The 17574-nt window shown below is 42.7% G+C and carries 18 protein-coding genes; 5 read left to right on the top strand and 13 right to left on the bottom strand.

The window, feature by feature from the left end; genetic code table 11:
* Positions 1-525: 525 nt before the first annotated feature.
* Entirely contained in the window at positions 526-1008 is a 483-nt protein-coding gene (locus A587_RS0121865) for a MarR family winged helix-turn-helix transcriptional regulator (protein ID WP_017219291.1), read from the bottom strand.
* Positions 1009-1124: 116 nt separating this feature from the next.
* Here A587_RS0121865 and A587_RS0121860 point away from each other — a divergent pair, with 116 nt between their 5' ends.
* Positions 1125-2024, top strand: coding sequence for a DMT family transporter (locus A587_RS0121860; protein WP_026001091.1), 900 nt, complete (start codon positions 1125-1127; stop codon positions 2022-2024).
* Positions 2025-2073: 49 nt separating this feature from the next.
* Here A587_RS0121860 and A587_RS0121855 read toward each other — a convergent pair whose 3' ends face one another.
* From A587_RS0121855 to A587_RS0121845, 3 genes are all read right to left on the bottom strand, one after another.
* The gene (locus tag A587_RS0121855) at positions 2074-2589 is read right to left on the bottom strand and encodes a GNAT family N-acetyltransferase (protein ID WP_017219289.1); all 516 of its coding nucleotides are present in this window, start codon (positions 2587-2589) and stop codon (positions 2074-2076) included.
* Positions 2590-2616: 27 nt separating this feature from the next.
* Positions 2617-2922: an NIPSNAP family protein gene (locus tag A587_RS0121850; RefSeq protein WP_010371858.1), complete on the bottom strand. Its 306-nt coding sequence runs from the start codon at positions 2920-2922 to the stop codon at positions 2617-2619.
* A gap of 95 nt (positions 2923-3017) precedes the next feature.
* Positions 3018-3755 carry a helix-turn-helix transcriptional regulator gene (locus A587_RS0121845; protein ID WP_026001090.1) on the bottom strand — a complete coding sequence of 246 codons (738 nt, stop codon included), beginning with the start codon at positions 3753-3755 and terminating at the stop codon, positions 3018-3020.
* Positions 3756-3861: 106 nt separating this feature from the next.
* Here A587_RS0121845 and A587_RS0121840 point away from each other — a divergent pair, with 106 nt between their 5' ends.
* From A587_RS0121840 to A587_RS0121830, 3 genes are all read left to right on the top strand, one after another.
* On the top strand, positions 3862-4380 hold the full coding sequence (locus A587_RS0121840; protein WP_010371864.1) for a hypothetical protein: 519 nt from the start codon (positions 3862-3864) through the stop codon (positions 4378-4380).
* Positions 4381-4609: 229 nt separating this feature from the next.
* Positions 4610-4987 carry a VOC family protein gene (locus A587_RS0121835; protein WP_232288102.1) on the top strand — a complete coding sequence of 126 codons (378 nt, stop codon included), beginning with the start codon at positions 4610-4612 and terminating at the stop codon, positions 4985-4987.
* Between the two features lie 279 nt (positions 4988-5266).
* Positions 5267-5914 carry a hypothetical protein gene (locus tag A587_RS0121830; RefSeq protein ID WP_017219287.1) on the top strand — a complete coding sequence of 216 codons (648 nt, stop codon included), beginning with the start codon at positions 5267-5269 and terminating at the stop codon, positions 5912-5914.
* A gap of 125 nt (positions 5915-6039) precedes the next feature.
* Here the strand turns inward: A587_RS0121830 and A587_RS0121825 are convergent, their stop codons facing one another.
* The 3 genes from A587_RS0121825 to A587_RS0121815 all read right to left on the bottom strand — a co-directional run bounded on the left by A587_RS0121825 (position 6040) and on the right by A587_RS0121815 (position 9476).
* Positions 6040-7653: a sensor histidine kinase gene (locus A587_RS0121825; RefSeq protein WP_232288101.1), complete on the bottom strand. Its 1614-nt coding sequence runs from the start codon at positions 7651-7653 to the stop codon at positions 6040-6042.
* 31 nt (positions 7654-7684) lie between these two features.
* Entirely contained in the window at positions 7685-8488 is an 804-nt protein-coding gene (locus A587_RS0121820) for a PhnD/SsuA/transferrin family substrate-binding protein (protein WP_026001089.1), read from the bottom strand.
* A gap of 88 nt (positions 8489-8576) precedes the next feature.
* Entirely contained in the window at positions 8577-9476 is a 900-nt protein-coding gene (locus tag A587_RS0121815; protein ID WP_017219284.1) for a LysR family transcriptional regulator, read from the bottom strand.
* A gap of 107 nt (positions 9477-9583) precedes the next feature.
* On the opposite strand from A587_RS0121815, the gene A587_RS0121810 reads away from it, so the two are divergent.
* Positions 9584-10246: an FMN-dependent NADH-azoreductase gene (locus tag A587_RS0121810; protein ID WP_026001088.1), complete on the top strand. Its 663-nt coding sequence runs from the start codon at positions 9584-9586 to the stop codon at positions 10244-10246.
* A 43-nt stretch (positions 10247-10289) separates the two neighbouring features.
* On the opposite strand, the gene A587_RS0121805 is transcribed toward A587_RS0121810, so the two are convergent.
* The 6 genes from A587_RS0121805 to A587_RS0121780 all read right to left on the bottom strand — a co-directional run bounded on the left by A587_RS0121805 (position 10290) and on the right by A587_RS0121780 (position 17417).
* On the bottom strand, positions 10290-10889 hold the full coding sequence (locus tag A587_RS0121805; RefSeq protein WP_017219282.1) for a polymer-forming cytoskeletal protein: 600 nt from the start codon (positions 10887-10889) through the stop codon (positions 10290-10292).
* Positions 10890-11076: 187 nt separating this feature from the next.
* Positions 11077-13761, bottom strand: a complete 2685-nt coding sequence (locus A587_RS0121800; RefSeq protein ID WP_017219281.1) for a DUF349 domain-containing protein — start codon at positions 13759-13761, stop codon at positions 11077-11079.
* A complete protein-coding gene (locus A587_RS0121795) occupies positions 13751-14032 on the bottom strand; it encodes a YeaC family protein (RefSeq protein ID WP_010371878.1) in 282 nt (93 codons plus the stop codon). The genes A587_RS0121800 and A587_RS0121795 overlap by 11 nt, the downstream gene beginning before the upstream one ends.
* Positions 14033-14034: 2 nt before the next feature.
* Positions 14035-14361 (bottom strand): hypothetical protein, encoded by a 327-nt coding sequence (locus A587_RS0121790; RefSeq protein WP_017219280.1) that lies wholly within the window; start codon positions 14359-14361, stop codon positions 14035-14037.
* Positions 14362-14469: 108 nt separating this feature from the next.
* Positions 14470-16140, bottom strand: a complete 1671-nt coding sequence (locus A587_RS0121785) for an alanine/glycine:cation symporter family protein (protein WP_017219279.1) — start codon at positions 16138-16140, stop codon at positions 14470-14472.
* Positions 16141-16289: 149 nt separating this feature from the next.
* Entirely contained in the window at positions 16290-17417 is a 1128-nt protein-coding gene (locus A587_RS0121780; RefSeq protein ID WP_017219278.1) for a M14 family metallopeptidase, read from the bottom strand.
* Between the last annotated feature and the right edge of the window lie 157 nt (positions 17418-17574).

The raw sequence follows: 17574 nt of genomic DNA, 5'->3' as shown, positions 1-17574 counted from the left end.
ACCGCTGTGTAAGGGCCATCCTTGGCCCTGTCACAGCTTTTCACGCATCCATGCGCTGAAATGACTCATTGGCAATTTACTTTCGGGTGTGATGAGGGAGATACAAGGTGCTGATAGATTCTTGTGGTGCTTGCAAACAACTATGTTGCTAATGGCTTTGTGAACAGCTAACAGGCGACTTATTCCCCCTCCATCACACCCGAAAAGTATAAGCTGATATGCAATGTGCCGACAGGATGTCGGCCAAGTCTTGTCTGGTACAGGGACGTGCCTTACAAGACGGTTGCACTATATCGGCTTAGGATTTGAGGATTAAGTGTGATGTCGGGGCGACGTTTTCTTGGTTCGTTCTTTTGCGTCGTTTCAAAAGAATGAACGAGAAGCGCATGGATGCGCTTTGATATTAGCCAAGGAGGGCTCTACTCATCAGTCAACTCGAAGTGGTCACCCGCAAACTCATCATCAACAATAGCTCGAAAAAATAACTTCTCGGCAGGTGAACCGCCTACAAAACTGTTTACACCCTCACTCAAATTGCGTTAACCACTCTTTTAACACACCATTTAACAAGGTTTGCTGCTCTCTACTCATTCCTTCAACCAATTGGGCTTGAATAGCTATATGTGGTTCTATCAACTTTTCAATTAAGGCGAGGCCTTCGGCTGTCAACTCCACCGTTACACTGCGGCGGTCTTCTTTACAATGTTCACGCTTAATAAGGCCTTTTGCCGCTAGCTTGTCTAAACGGTTGGTCATCGCGCCAGAAGTGAGTAGCATGGTTTTAAACAGTTCTGATGGAGTTAAACGAAACGGCTTGCCGCTGCGGCGCAAGGTAGCTAACACATCAAATTCGCCCAAATTTAATCCGTATTGCTTGTGCAGCTTTTCAACTTCGGCTTCCATGTGTTTAGCTATGCGCACTAAGCGACCCATTATCGCCATGGGCGTTGTTTCTAACTGTGGTTTTTCGCGAGCCCACTGCTCTTGTACTCTATCAATCGCATCCATCAATATTTGCCCCGACAACAAACTTTGTAAAGAAATATCTTAACATAAAGATACTTTACAAAAAGTGTTTTTAGTAATACCTTAGCGCAAAGTATCTCAACATAAAGATAGTTAATGTGAATATACTCCTCGCGATGATCCCTGCATTTTTATGGGGTACCACATATGCGGTGACACAATACACCCTTGCGGACTGGCCGCCTCTTTTACTTGGCGCTATTAGAGCGCTGCCGGCTGGGCTTATTTTGCTGGCAGTTAAGCCGAGTTTGCCAAAAAAAGCAGAATGGAAAATACTATGCGCCCTAGGGACGATTAATATCGCGGCGTTTTTTAGCATGATCTTCGTGATGTCGTTAACGCTACCATCTGCCATATCTAGCGTGGGCATGGTGTCTGTGCCAGTGTTCGCCATGCTTTATCATTGGTTAGTCAATAAGCAACGCCCGGGATTGGTGCAAGCGTTCTGCGGCGCAGCGCTTATTGCGTTGGCCTGGTTGCTATTTGATCCGAGTTCACTGAATTTAAACCCTCTTGGTTTAGCGGCAATACTTGCGGCAATAACCTGTATCGTGATCGGCAGCTCAATCACTAAGTCTCTTGGTGATCGCATGCATTGGTGGACGGTGTTAACTTGGCAGCTCATTATTGGTGGCGTTATTCTCACCCTCGCATCAAGCGTTCACGGTGTAATCGCACCAGCTAAGTATATTGCGGCTTTTTACAATTTCTCGACAACCAATCTCAGCGGCATATTATGGGTTGTGCTCCTGAATACCGCGCTGGGTTATAGCTTGTACGTGTGGTTACTACAGCGTATGTCTGTGGTGGACTTTACCTTTGGTGGTATTGCAAATCCGATAGCGGGTATTTTGACGGGGTTGGTGCTACTGGGCGAGACGTTCACGCCGCTTCAATATAGTTTGATGGTTGGCATGATTGTAATGCCGCTATTACCGCAAATTATCGTCACTACCCTACGAAGCCGAGCTGTGCCTGCTAAGTGTGAGGTAAACTAATCAGTTGAGCGCATAGCAACTATGCGCTCATTTCCTCAAATAGGCGAAATTAAAGTGTGAGTCGATAGATATATAGCGACTCGTCACTTGCTACGCCCAAATCATTGACACAGGACTCAACAAACTGACCGCCTATTTTTTCAATGATCCGCTGGCTCGCAATATTTGACTGTAAACATTGAAACTCCACAGTTTTAATATCACTTACCTCTCGAAGCTTGGCAATAACTTGTTCAAGCACTAGACCGATTAAGCCGTGACCTCTTGCCTTTTCGCCAAGCCAATAGCCGATTTCAGCGGTTTGCGTTTGCGCGTCCATATATTTGATCCCAAACACACCACAAAACTCGCAATTAAATTCAATAGCAGACCAAAGTCCGCCGACTTGGTTGTTTATACGTGTGTCGATATATCGCTCTGCATCAGCCTCGGTATGTAATGTCGCAACCCACGGCAGCACATTTTGTAAACTTGCACGACTGCTTTGTACGCAATCAAATAATGGTTTTGCATGCGTCAAAGCAAGGTTTTGTAGTTTGAGATTGGCAGAAATATCTAGTTCCACGAGATGTTCAGCTCCATTTACTCACCTCTATTCAAATACAGGTCTAAAGAAGCTGCGTTCATAGCTGATTATGCAACCGGTATCTTCTGCAAATTTAATTGCAGCCTGACACTGTGTATCTTGAAACGACTCATTACGATACGTTTCATAGGCCGCCAAACTGGGAAAGGTGAATAATGCCAAGGCAATATTACTTGCACCTTCCGATGGTAAAAAGTAGCCATTATGCTGCCCACCAAAGCGATTGACGAGTGGGATCCACATTTTGGCATACTCCTCAAAGTCAGCAATTTTTGCCGGATCAACAACATATTTTAAGTAGCAAGTAACCATACAACCTTTCCTTTTTGTTAAAAACACCAGTTTCACATTGCTCTACACAGCGATAGACTGTGTGTGAGATTACTTTAAGCGTTAATAGCATGAAGTTACAGTGATATGGGACTATCGGTCTCGATTAAATGCTCAAACACCTGTTTTGGTCTGAGCTCAAAACGCGCTGACAACGCGAATGACCGCTTAATTCTATCCACACGAAATACGCGAAAGTCCATTCGTAAATGATCCCAAGCAAATATGTACCAAACAGGCGTATTAAAATACAAATAATGGGGTTCTATGACTCTATGGGTCTGTCTTTTATTTTCATCTTCATAGCTTACTTCCAAACATAACTTAGAGATGAAGGCCTGCTTCAGTGCGCTGCAAATTAGCACGTCTGATTGCTCATAGGACGCATGTACCGAGGGCGATGCAGAGCTGCCTATGAGTATCCGACTACGCAGACTCTCTATCTTTCGCTTTTGATCAGTACTTAACAGCGCCAACAATTTATATTTTATAGATTGCAAACTCTCCAAAAACAGCGGCGAATTTAGTCTATCTGACATTGCAAGGCTCAGTAATAAATCCACCGACTCTTCTTCTGTTAAGCTGAGTTTCCCCACTCCCCAACTACGATGTAATCTAACACCACCTCCCTTACCCTTATCAGCATCGATGGGAAGCCCTCTGTCTCTCAAGATATTAATATCTCGATATAAAGTTCGTGTTGATACGTGCAATGCATGAGACAGGGCACGCACCGTTAAAAAATCTTCCGACTTTAACATGCTCTCGAGTTTATCAAGCCTTGCTAAATGACCTGATGAGGTGGTTCTTTTCATATTCTAAATGTGACACAAAATGGCAGCTATATAAGTAGACTAACATGACTAGCAATTAAGTGAACGAAACTTTCAGATCAAATTTTCCACAAATAGGAGATACATAATGACCATAACGACGAAACAAAGTAACGACCTCATTAAGTCCGGCTCTGCGGGAATAAATGATTTTGATTTTGCAATTGGTTGCTGGAAAGTCGTCCATCGACGACGTCACAATCTACTGGATAGCAACTCACCTTGGGTCGAATTTCCAGCGGAGTCAACAACTCGCAAAATCCTCGGCGGACATGGGAATATAGAAGATAACCTGCTGCACTTTCCTGACGCCTCATTTCGAGCAGCGGCTATCCGCTCATTCAATCCCAACAGTAAGCTATGGTCTATTTGGTGGCTTGATGGCCGCTTTGCGGATCAAATCAGTGTTCCAGTCGTGGGGTTCTTTCAAAATAACATCGGTCTCTTTTACGCAGAAGAGCTACTTGGTGGCAGACCGACAAAAGTCAGGTTTAGATGGGATGCTACCACCCCAGACAAGCCACAGTGGGAACAAGCTTTCTCGGTAGATGACGGTGAAACATGGGATATTAATTGGCTGATGAGCTTTACTACAAACAACAAATAAATACCAAATCCTGAGGGTGTCAGTGTCAATTCGCAATGGCATCCGAGCAACTTTCGGATCGCAGATACCAACAACTGAGTGATCCGTTTTCACACGATCACCGGTTATTTTTAAACAAGCTATCTACTCACCATAACTAGAGCCTCTTCCTCTAGGCTAAAGCTACTGACAGTAACTGACACACTGAGAGAGTATCGTAGCTGCAACTTTTTAAAAATGATGGAATTCCATGATGGTCACCGTTGATTCTTTGGTGTTATATGTAAGCGATATCAAGCTTAGCGAAGCGTTCTATAGACAGCTATTCCAATGTGAGACTGTAAAGCTTTCTCCAACTTTTGTTTCTATGAAGTGTGCAAACAACATCTCCATTGCACTTAAACAAAACACAGCCCTTACACCACCAAGTCGCATTACCGGGGGCGGTACTGAAATCTCTATTGTGCAACCAAGCCAAGAGGCGTTTTTTGCTTTATACGATACATGGAAGTTACTAGATATTAAGTTTGCTCAGGTCCCGCAAGCTGAGGTATATGGCGCTAGTTTTGTCATATTAGACCCAGATAAACATCGTATTCGCGTCTTTATTAATAAAAATAACGAGTAAACCAATTAAAGAAAGCAACCAAAAAACATGTTCCATATTAGCTCATCATCTTAAGCATGAGTTGTTTCGCCACCAGATTTGTAATTTTGTCTATACTTGTTTACTCATTTGTGAATTCTTCATTTAGTGTGAGGCTATAGCAACACCATCACTTGAAGAATTAACATCAGCGAAAATTGCGATAGAATCGTTCTGTCGCTCTCTATTGTTATGTAGTTGAACCGGGACCTCCCAGCCCAGTTTAGAAGTTTCAGGGAATAGCTGAAATAGGAGATAACAATGGCTGTTGCATATATTCAATCGATCGACATCACTGAGAACGGAAGAGTTCAAGTTAGCGGACAACTCTCTAGTACGAACTTAAATGTTTCACTGAATGAAATGATCCCTGTAGTTCCTCCCGCAGACGGGATTTGGAACTACGAATTGACTGTTACACCTACCTCTATGATTGGCGCAGATATGCTCGTCCCATTTGTAGTTGATGCCCCTTGGATAGGTAATTCAGAAGCAAATGGTGCGAGAATCATTCAGCCAAGCAATGACCCTAACACACAGGATAAAGAGACCGTTCATCTTAAAGGTAAAACGGTCAAGACACTAACGCAAAAACAGGCAAATATGCTTTGGCTGAAAGGCGCTCACTATGACCGTTCTGCAAGCCAGTTAGTCATTGATGCAAGGTATGGTGGTGGTTGTTTTCAACACATATTTGCACTAGAGTGGGATGGCACTTCATTAGAAAGCTTTCCTCCTCAATATATGTTTAACTTAGTAGATATGAGTGAATATGATCCATGTAAAGCGCTCATCGATGTACAACTAAGATTTGACATCAGTACAATGGACTTTCAAGTTGACGAACCTTCTCGTCTGCATATCGGCACCCCCAGTTACGGTCGCACCTTGACGGTTGAGTTACAGTAAAAAACAATTTGCAAAACGGTCGTTCACAGCGACCGTTATTCCGTAAAGCTTGGTGTCCATTGATTGCTTTTAACCACAAAGGACTTATTAACCGTGGATTAAAACTTTTCGTATCAGGGTCGTAATTACTTGCATGGCGGCAATAAAATAGTAAAACATGTCCCAATGCCCTCGTCACTCTCAACCAATAACTCTCCACCATGCTCTTTGATTATATCGTAGCTAATGGAGAGCCCAAGTCCTGTGCCTTTACCGACAGGCTTAGTAGTAAAAAAGGGGTCAAATATCTTATCAATAATCTCCTTGGGGATCCCTACGCCACTGTCTTGTACACTGATCGCAACACTGCCATTTTCCAAATACGTTGTTACCTTAATCTCTCCTTCACTCTCCAACGCCTGCGCTGCATTGATGAGTAAGTTTGTCATTACTTGAATTAGCTTGCCTTGGTTCCCCAGCACTTGAGGGACTTCACTTAACTGTGTGATCACGTTAGCATGATATTTGAGCTTACTCTCAACCAGGTTTAACGTTGTCTTTATACAGGCATTAATATCGCAAGGTTGCAATTGAATAGTATCAGCTCTTGAAAACTGCTTGAGATCGTTCACAATCGCAGAAACTCTTTGTAGCCCTGTCATCGACTCATCAATCAGTTCAGTACAATCGCTATTAATAAAAGCAAAGTCTTTGTCTTGAACAAACTCATTAAACACTGCGAGTGTACTGGGTTCAAGCCCAAGCTGAACCGCACGCTTTGCAAGTTCGGCATAATCGCCATGATAGTGACGCATCACATCGAGGTTACTCATCACAAAACCGAGCGGATTATTTATTTCATGGGCAACACCGGCGGCCAATTGACCCACAGAGGCCATTTTTTCTGAGTGAACAAGTTGTTGCTGCGCGGCTTCAAGCTCTTTGTTAGTGGCCTCAAGCTGCTGATTTTTCTGATTCAGCTTTTCAGTTCTTTGCGCCACCAGTTCTTCTAGATGTTTATTTAGCTCAATCAAATCATACTTATATCGCTCTCGACGCTCATGTTCTTCAGCTAAAGTTTGTGATAGTTCATCAAACGCTAAGGAGAGTTCTTGTAACTCATCTTTACTTTGTATTGGTTTCCATTTGAAATCAAACACGCCGTTTTTGACATTACGAGCGATAAATTTAGCTTGGCTTTTCAATATATACAGGTTGGTTGTGAGATATATCCCCAAAAAATAAGAGAAAATAGCAACTAACGCCATTTCAAACAGCGCGATAGAAACCGTCCAGCGTTTTACTTCAGACATCGTTCGATTTATCGTACCAATATCAATGCCTATCTGAATGGTGCCAAACAGTGTCCCTCCCTCAACAATATCAGCATGAATATCAAAAATTCCGTCGGTGACTTTCGCAACTAACGTATCATCTTCAAATATGTGCGACTTAAAGCGCTCGTTTCCCGCAAAGGAAAGAGTTTGGTTTTCTCCATCGATCACTTTAACGTAAAGGATATCTGGGTTACTTAATAACTCATTGGTAAAAGCATCTAGCGTGGCTAAATCGTACGACAGCACAGCATCTTTGGTCGCGCTAGCAAACAAACGAGCTGTCGTGGTTGCGCGTTTATTCATTGCGTCATTTGCAGACTCCATCATAAAATCAATCACCACAAATATGAGTGCACTCAACAGCACCGCTTCAATAATAGCGGTGCCAATCATGGTTTTGAGTCTTATCGATAACCTTTTCATTCAGTCGTGGCGCTTCTTAATCATCCGAGTACTATTTGCCAACCAAGGTTTCTAATTCTAATGCTTTTACGTCTTGCCAGTCCTCGTTCGACGCTGCCATAATGCCTTTGAAATTCACCGCTTCGAGTAGCCTGATTCCCTCTTCACTCAGTTCAAGAGAGGTCAACGCCGCTACTAATCTTTGCCTTGCATCTTCTGGCATTGCTCTTTTTACAGCAAATGCATGTGGTGTATAACCTTTTGTCGTCCAGAGAATGTCGAGTTGTGATTTAATTTTAGGATCGGCGTTGTTGAAAGTACGCATGACACCGCCCCCCGCTTTGACAAATCCTCTCGACACGTTGAGATAAACGGAGTCATGGGAAGATACATATCTTGGCGTAAATTCAATACCTTGCTTCGCCAATTCACCTCGGGGCAAAATGCTCGCAGCGAATGCAGCAGGAGCCGGAAAAGCAAGTGTCTCTCCTCGCAACTGCAATAAGTCAGTAATACCCGCTCCCTTTTTAACCACGATGATCCCTTTTATCATTTTATCTCTTTGCTTGGCGATAGCTTGATAACCTGCCCGCTCATTAAATACAACAAAGTGATAGGGATTCATGTATGCCACATCATACTCTTGCTGCAGCACGCGGGCTTCAAAGGTCGGTATATCTTTAGCGGTTTTAAACGTGTAGTTATCTCCGGTTTTATCACTGAGATAATCGAGAATAGGCTGCCAATTTTTGGCTAACTTATTTGCAGACTGCTGCGGCACAAAGGCGAAGGTATAATCACCACTCAAACATAAAGCGGGAAATAAAATGAGACTCATCAGCAGGACTTTTATCATCACATCACCACCTAGCATTAAACACTTTTCGAATAAGGACTTAAGTTCCACAAAAGTATAGATCAATATTGAAAAACGGCTTATTTGCTCATTGATAAACGTGCCTGTCCTTTATCTTATTGTTGGCCTTGATATTTTGTAACGCGCTTGCCAGCCAAATGGTAAACTGGTGAACAATCGCCGAACTCTTGCGATAAGTCGTTTGCCTGAGCCAATAGCCATAGCCTGAAAATTCATCCATTGTTGTGCTTTTACTTAACCACCCCTGTATTACTGCTGACTCTGCCAATACATCGCTCAGTAGTGCCAGCCCTTGCCCGGCCACAGCCGCCTGCATGACAAAATGTTCTTGCTCAAAATAACGCAAATCATAATAACTTTCGTCAATGTGTGCTCGCCAAGGAATATTTTCAAGTCCCGTTTCGTCTTGCCAATGGGTGAGAAATAGTACAGGTTTACCTTGGTCTGGCACCCGATAATTTGGGCTAGCATAAAGCCCAATTTTCTCGGTAATAAGATGAGTTTCATTAGAGTTCGGATCCGCTTTGCCATAACGCAGGGCGATATCAATATGCTTCTCTTTATTTAAATCAATGAGTTGATCGCTCGCGCATATTGTGACGGTTTGATTTGGAAAAGCGCGATTAATGGCAGTCATATTTGGAGCAAGCCAAAGTGCAGCAAATGAATTACAACATGAAATAAGCAAATCATTCTTTTGCTCAGTAAACTCAATAAACGCATTATCGAGCATATTGAGGGAGTCGATACACACCTTTGCGAGTGCCTGTCCTTGTAATGTTAATTGCACTGCTCGCGTTTTGCGCTCAAAAAGCTGAACCCTTAGCTGTGATTCCAGCGACTTTATCTGATGCGACACTGCCGTAGGCGTAACATTAAGTACCCGCGCCGCATCTTTAAAGCTCAAGTAGTGCGCAGCAACTGCAAAGGTTTTTATGTTATTCAAAGACGGTAAATGTGTGAACATAGCAAACCTATAAATTAGTTTATCTCATCTATTAATGGATTCTTCTCAGTTGTCACATTGCTTACGTAAGCACAAAATAAAACACAGAACACAACCGGAGAAAAGCCATGAAAAACATTCTATATATAACTAGCAGTGCGAGAAAGTATAGTGAGACGAGTTCGCAACATCAGTCAATTAGCCGGATGTTAGGTGAGCAATTTTTGACAAAATTTAGCAGCTGCACACATGAAGTGGAAATCACTCATCGCGACCTCTCTGTGAAACAACCTGCATTCATCGATGAAGCATTTATAGCGGCTGCATTTGCAAAAGGCGTGTTGAGCGAAGAGCAACGCTTAGTACTCGCTGAGTCTGACGACATTATCAAGGAAGTGACTAATGCGGATATTATCGTGATCGCAAGCCCTATGTATAACTACGGTATGCCTGCTGTGCTAAAGGCTTGGTTTGATCTGGCGATCCGAGTAAACAAAACCTTCAGCTTTGATTTGGCACGAGGTGATAAACCACTTGAGCCAATTTTATCGGGTAAAACTCTCGTATTACTGGCATCTTGGGGGGAATTTGCATTTAAAAAAGGTGAGTCACAATATCATTTGAATCACCTAAGTAGCCATATCGAGCAGTTGGCTCCATATTTAGGTGCTGAAGCATTTTATGAAATCGCATCTGAGTATCAAGAGTTTAGCGACGACAGGCATAAGCACTCAAAACAACATGCTATTGATGATGTGCACAAACTAGCACAAATTCTTAGTGCTAAGTAAGAGCATAAGTGAGCGTATTGCGCTCACCCTACTCTCATGCAGCTTACTGTTTATAGTGATAAGTGATCTGACTTTGTAGATGTTTAGGTTCAATATGAATAGGACGATAAAGCTGGATAGTGCCGACAATCTTTGCACCATCACTAATTGTAAGCGTTGGTATGTCATTCTCAAGCTTAGAAGCAATATATCCTGCCTGACGATAAATCACATCACCTAAAATGGTAGCGCCGCTGGCAACTGTAATATCTCCGCTCGCGTTGATGACATTTCCTTCAATTAGCACCGACTCACCAACCTCAATATTACCATTGGTAACTTGAATGCTCCCATATACGTGCGCTTTTTCCATCAGCATAATATTACCATTATCAATATTAATCGACTGCGCTTCACTATGCCTATCAAGCTGAACATTACCGTTAGTCACTTCTGCAGATTTAACTTTGGCCCCTTCAGCTAGCGTAATATTGCCATTTTGTAGGGATAAGTTCCCGGCTCTTTGACCACTTGCCACATTAATATTTCCAGCAAAATGGCTTAAGTCTTCACCATGAGTGGCGTTGAGGTTACCCACAGAGCATCCGACTAAGTTTAAAGTAAACGCAAGCGCGAGTGGGTACTGATAACGTTTGTTGGTCATTATTTTTTCTTCTTATTATTGGTTACTAGAGCAAAGTATTAAGACAAAGTGGTGTAACTACCTAGAGCCACTAAGCAGATTTCACTTAACTTTAGCATTCAAACCGAGCTCAAGATGTTAGAGGCGGATAGAGTTTACATCGATAGAAGCCTACTCAGAGTATCCTGAGTAGGCTCAAAGTGCATGGCTAAGCGTTCAAAACCGCAAGTAACCTGCCTTTTGACGTCGCTAAATCGGCTTTGTCAGCCTCAGCTAGATAACTGATAAGGTAAGTCTCAAGACTACTTTCTTCACCTTGCAGTTTTGCATCTAGCATCGCAACTTGCTCAGACATTCTCTCGCTTTGCAATGCTTCCGGTGATGACTGATTCGTCAAAATCTCAAGTCTCAATAGCAACTGGGCGGCGTTTAGCGAGGTTTTATTATTACCTTGCCAAGAGCTAGGAATATCACCGTCAGTGTCTACCGCTTCCACAAGTTCATTGAACTTTTCACGACGTTGTGAAGAAAATAGATCATCTAATTTCGACTTCACTTGTGACAGTAAACGATTCTTTTCTTGCTTCAGTCCTGGCACTACAATAAACGTATTGAGTTCGTCACGAATGGCAACCAGTTCATTTTGAGTGACCGCTTCAATGACCTTGTTGTCGAACTCTGCTAGCAACTGACGCTGTTCGGCTTCCTGCGACTTTTCCTGTGCTTTTTGCTCGGCATATTGTGCACTGCGTTTTTCAAACACTGCGTCATTATGGGCACGAAATGCTTTCCACAAAGTATGCTCTTGCTTGGCACCAGCAAAACCAATTTGCTGCCAATGTTTTTGCAATGATTTCAGCAAGTCACAAGCTGCTGCTAAATCTTCAGCCTCTAACTGCTGCTGTGCAGTTTCAACTAGCTTAGCCTTTTCAACAGCGTTGGCTTGATGGAAGGCTTTAAGTTTCTCGTAAACCGCTTGATGGTGCTCACGGTAAATCGAATTCAGCTTTTGATAGACTTTGGCATCCACATTGCCTGCGTTTTTCCACACTTTGGCTAGGCGATTAAATTGTGCTTCCACTTCTCGCCAATCAATACCATCGTTATCCAAAGTACTAACAAGTGCTTTCACTTCTTCAATCACCGCTTCACGCGCTATTTTTGCCTGCTCACGCTGTACTTCTTGCTCCGCAAAGTAAGCGCGACAAGGTACAAACAATAATTCAATTTTTTCATCAAATTGAGCTGCTTGTGCCTTTTCCTGTTCCGTTTCAACATGACCAAGTTCGTTCCAACGTGTTCTAAGCAATTTTACTTCCTCAGCACGCTTAACTGGGTCAACCGACTCCTCAGCCAGTTTGATATCAAGCTCCGTAAGCAATTCTTCACGTTTAGGTGTAGCTGCATACTTTTGCCAATCTTTAAGATCTTTTAATGCTTGAGACAAGCTTTCATGCTGGTTTTCAAGCTGCTTTTTGTAGCTTGGCGTAAGCAACTCAAACTGCTCAATAAAGCCATTAAAAACACCAAATGCCACGTTAAATCGACCCTGATCAATTAATCGTTGAACATCGCGTGCTTTCTTCTTCGCGATTTTGAGTGCTTTTTCTTGCTCATTTTTCAGCGGCTCGATAGCTGTCATAAACGCTTGGCTTGCATCTGATAGCTCAGCTTTTGCTGATTTATGCAATACCTTAGGCAGTGAATCTAACGCTTTACGCGCTGTAACATAGCGGTCTTTTTGTGCTTGCACTTGGGTATCAAGCGCTTCTAATGAAGTTGGTACTTCAACTGCCTTCAACTCTGCTAAGGCATTATTGAAGGTTTCACTTGCAGCAATAAGTGCCGGTAAATCGGCAAGATCACGCTCAATATTTTGCAGTTTTCTAGTGAACTCGCCAAGCGCTTCAACAGTAACATATTGCGGTGCAGACACTTTGCCTTTTAATACTTCACAACGCTGAACCAATGCATCGTGTGGGGCTAAGTCTAGTGTTTTACATGCAACTTCGACCGATTTTTCAATGGCCTCAAGTTCAGCAGTTAACTCAGCAACCTCTAAGGCTTCATTTTGCTTTTGCATTAACTCAGCTTGCTGCGCTTGATGTTTAACTTGTAACTCATTGAGATGACGGCTTAATTTATCTGCTACTTGTTGATACTTTGCATCTAGTGCAGTTACCGTTTCAGTATCTAACCACTTAAGCTCAATGCTTTGCCACTGTGCAAATAACTGCTGTGCTTGCGCGTTCACAGTTTCATAGTTTTGCTTATCTCTTAGCGCGTTTAACTTGGCAAGCACAACTCGCGTTTGCTCAGCAACTTGAGTAGGCATTTCTTTTGCTAATCGCTGCTGCTCCAGTGATCCACTAAGAGAAGTCAGCGCTTCACCTTTAGCTGCTTTTAGGACACTTTTTTCAAGTGAATGCTGTGCAATCAGTTCCAACATAGCGATCTGAAGTGCTTCATCACCTTCTTTGAAGGATTTTTCGATCAACGTGGCATTCGCAAGGCGCTTAAGCAGTTTAACTTTGTTCGTTAAATCGGTTTCAATTAACGCAACTTTCTCAAGCGTTTTAGCTGGCGCATAGCGTTCAATGTATTCTTCACGAATGTTGCTCTGCAGTGTGGTGTCTTGATTAATGACCGCACTCGAAATTTTCTGCTCAGCAAGCTCTTTTAACTCGTTATCTTGCTTATAAACTTTCCACCAAAGGCCAAGGTCATTTACCTTAGTAAGTACCTTTTTTCTGATCTGCGCAGACTCGTCCTCAAGTGCTAGCGTATGTAGTAAAGTTGCGTCTTTGCTTAAGTCTAACTTGTCCACTGCTTGTGAGCGAACGTCAACCTTTGGGTGTTTCCATTTCGGTGTAAAAAGGTGTTTAAAGATCATTTTCACTGAACCTAGCTATTTCATTGTCGGCTTTGAATTCTTGTTGTAATTCGCGTTTGGATTTTTGCACCATTTCACCTTTTTCGTTGATGGTGAACTGCTCATTGGACTTAGCTACCTTTGCTTGATATAGCATAACCAACTGCACGGTTTGCTCTTTTTGCGCATCACTTAGTGGCGTACCATCAGGCCACTTTCCGGTTGACGCACCGTATTGCAAACGCTCGAATACTTCAGGGGTAATATTTTGAACTAAGCTATCTACATTCATTACTACTTTTTCTTTTTCAAAATAACGAGGATGACTCGATTAATTAAGTACCAAACCGCACCAATGCCTATAGCGCTTTTGCTTGCGATCATTTCAAACGAGTTAGGATCAGGCTGCTGCCAATAGATATATAAGAATCCACCTAGTACTAGGATCAGTGCAATAAACGAGTAATTCATTACAGATTGCTGACGTTTTACACGATTTCTAGAGGCCGCTCTCTCTCTGTCTTCTTGAGAAAAGTCTGCTAAATTGGTTTCACAATGCGGGCAGGACTTATGTTTGGAGGAAATAGATTTACCGCAGCTTGGGCACTGTGCTATTGCCATCGTGTTACTTCTCCATAATACAAAAAAGGGCACCTGTGAGGCGCCCTATTCTACTACCTTTGCGAACTCTTGTCCTTACATGACAAGATAATTTTAATTAAAATTCGCTCACTGTTTGTGTTCTTTGTTGAAATCTTCCCAGTATTCTTTAACCGAAGATTTCATTTCTTTTCTGAGTAGTAAAATACCAAATAAGTTAGGTAACGTCATCACCACGATGGCCACTGCAGCCAACTTCCACACCAGTGTCGTATCAGCGAACGACGCCCAGAAGAAGCCTGCAACATAGAATACGCGATACGGCATGACCGAACGACTACCCAGAAGATAAATCATCGCGCGGTCGCCATAGTATGACCATGCAATTGCCGTAGAAAACGCGAATAACAACAAACCAATCGAAACGATGTATTTACCATTTTCGCCCAAATAACCTCGGGTAAATGCTTTGGTTGTTAGCTCTGCCGAATGCACTAAAGAGTAACCAATCACGCTGATGCTATTGTCTGTTGGCAAGCCGTCTTTCACTTCGACGGTACCCGTGTACTTGTGACGCTCTGTAATACCAAAACGTACTTGCTCACCAATAGAACGCGAGTGGATCACGGTAAAGTTTTCCGTTACCGCTTTACCCTGTACGACTTCAATCTCACCATTGAAAGGTTTGACAGTATGCTCTTTTTTACCATTCAAGTAGGCGTACAGTGCATCTCGGTCTTGTTGATTTGATTCGTCATATTTACCGTCTAAGATAACCATAGACGAGCGCTCAAAATGGGTTTCGAACTTTTCGGTCCACACACCCGATGACAAAATAACCAATCCCGTCAAGGTACAGATAATGATTGTATCAATAAACGGTTCAAGAATGGAAACCATACCTTCAGACACTGGCTCATCAGCTTTTGCCGAAGCGTGTGCGATTGGTGCTGAACCTTGACCCGCTTCGTTAGAAAACAGACCTCGGTTGACCCCACGGTTAAACGCATACGCAAAAGACGCCCCTAGGAAACCACCCGCTGCCGCAGAACCCGTGAAAGCATCTGTAAATACAGAAAGGAAAGAAGGAACGATATTCTCAACGTTGTAGAAAATAACGGCAAAAGAGCCAAGAATATAAATCGCAGCCATTAATGGCACAACGCGAGAAGTGATAGCAGCAATGCGCTTGATACCACCAAGTATAACGAGTGCAAGTAAAACAGAAAGCACAGCGCCAGTCGCCATCGGAGCAAAACCAAAGGTCGCTTCCATGCCTTGAGCAATGTTGTTGATCTGCGGCAAGCTACCTGTACCAAATGAGCTAATCACAGTAGCAATTGCAAATAATACCGCTAACCATTTCATGTTTAGACGGCGATCCATATAATACATAGGACCACCGGCCATGGTGCCATCATCTGTTTGTACACGGTATTTATGCGATAGCGTGACTTCCACAAATTTGGTTGTCATACCAAAAAATGCCGTCATCCACATCCAAAATAATGCTGCTGGCCCACCGATTGAAATTGCCAGCGCCACCCCACCAATATTACCAGTACCAACTGTACCAGAGAGTGCCGTTGCGAGTGCTTGGAAGTGTGTGGTATCGCCTTCTAGGCCTTTTTTATCATATTTACCAGTAACGACTTTACACGCATGTTTGAAATATCTGATCTGTGGAAATTTCAAGTAGATTGTAAAAAACAAACCTACCCCTAACAGAACATACGGGAACCAAGGTGAACCACCTAACATTCCATCTAAGCTATCTAATAAGCTGCCTAACGCATCCACGAATATTCCCCTTTATTGTTGTTATTACACCCTGTTGAGGTGTTCTACCTTATTTTTTAATATTAATTTGCTTTAAATATTATTTTGTTGTTCTTTTAAACGCACAAAAATAAACGGGTAATCAACATGGTGATTACCCGTCTTTAAGCTTATCTTAAGTCGTCAACCACATTTAAGATTGCAGCTAAGGTGTCTTGACCAAACTGATATGAACGTCGGTCTGACCAGCCGAAGTAAGGATCCGGTAGATTTGCATTATCTTTAAACGGCATTTCAACGGTATAGGCCAACGCTTTGAACGCTTCACCAACAGCACATGATGCTACAGTAAGATTTGCTTCACCCGGTGCATCTTTATCGTAACCAAATTCATCTTGGAACTCAGGTGTGATAGTTAACAATGCCGCCTTGAAAGATTCTTCCAAACGCTGTAGCCGCTCATCATAACTCGGAATACCTTCACTGCCCGCAACGAAGTTATAAGGTAGTGCTTCGTCACCATGAATATCGAGGTACATATCCAGCCCAGTTTCATGCATTTTGTTTAATACATAATAAACTTCAGGCGAGTTCTCTAGTGTTGGCGTTTGCCATTCTCGATTAAGGTTTACGCCTTTTGCATTTGTACGCAGATGACCACGCACGCTGCCGTCCGGATTCATATTTGGCACGACATAAAATACCGCTTTCGATAACAGTGCTGCGGCATGTGGATCTTCGTCATCCAATAGTTTGTGAAGTAGACCTTCAACAAACCATTCAGCCATCGTTTCACCCGGGTGCTGACGCGCCGTGATCCAAATCTTTTTCTTCTCATCTGACGGCTCACCAATAGTAAGTAAGCTCATATCACGGCCGTCAAGCGTTTGACCTAGCGTCTCTACAACACACGCGTCGTGGGCTTGAGCCCAATAGACTAGGTCTAAATGGCGCTCATAACTATAAGGCGCAAAATAAGCAAAGTAAGTGTGCGCACATTCAGGCTCAAAATCGATGGTTAATGTGCCATTCTCATAACGGGTTGGCACACGGAACCAAGTTTGACGATCATAAGATGCAACCGCATGATAATCATCCCAACCTTCTGGGTAGGCCGAGTTTAATAGTTGATTGATATGAATTTTGTGCTCTAAAAAAGGCGTAGACTCAAGTCTAAAGTGAAACCATTGAAAAAAGTCAGACTCATTGTCTTTATTGATTTCTAGTTGAATATCTGCAGGTGATTCTGCTTTTACCACCTTGATATTACCACTATCGAAATTACTCGTAATGCGCATAGGTTTCCCTAAATAAGTTAAAAACTGCTGTGTAAATACACTGTTACCATACTCAACTATGCTTCAGTCAAGAATTATATTAAACCTCAAAGAGAGGTAATACTGTGCCTGCCTTTGCACAAAGTTGAGGTGTAACTTTTTGTTAGCTAATTGTAGC

Origin of the sequence: Pseudoalteromonas sp. NJ631 (assembly GCF_000276645.1) — a bacterium.
GTDB classification, from domain to species: Bacteria; Pseudomonadota; Gammaproteobacteria; order Enterobacterales; family Alteromonadaceae; genus Pseudoalteromonas; species Pseudoalteromonas piscicida.
This window is presented reverse-complemented; position numbering and strand designations above follow the sequence as displayed.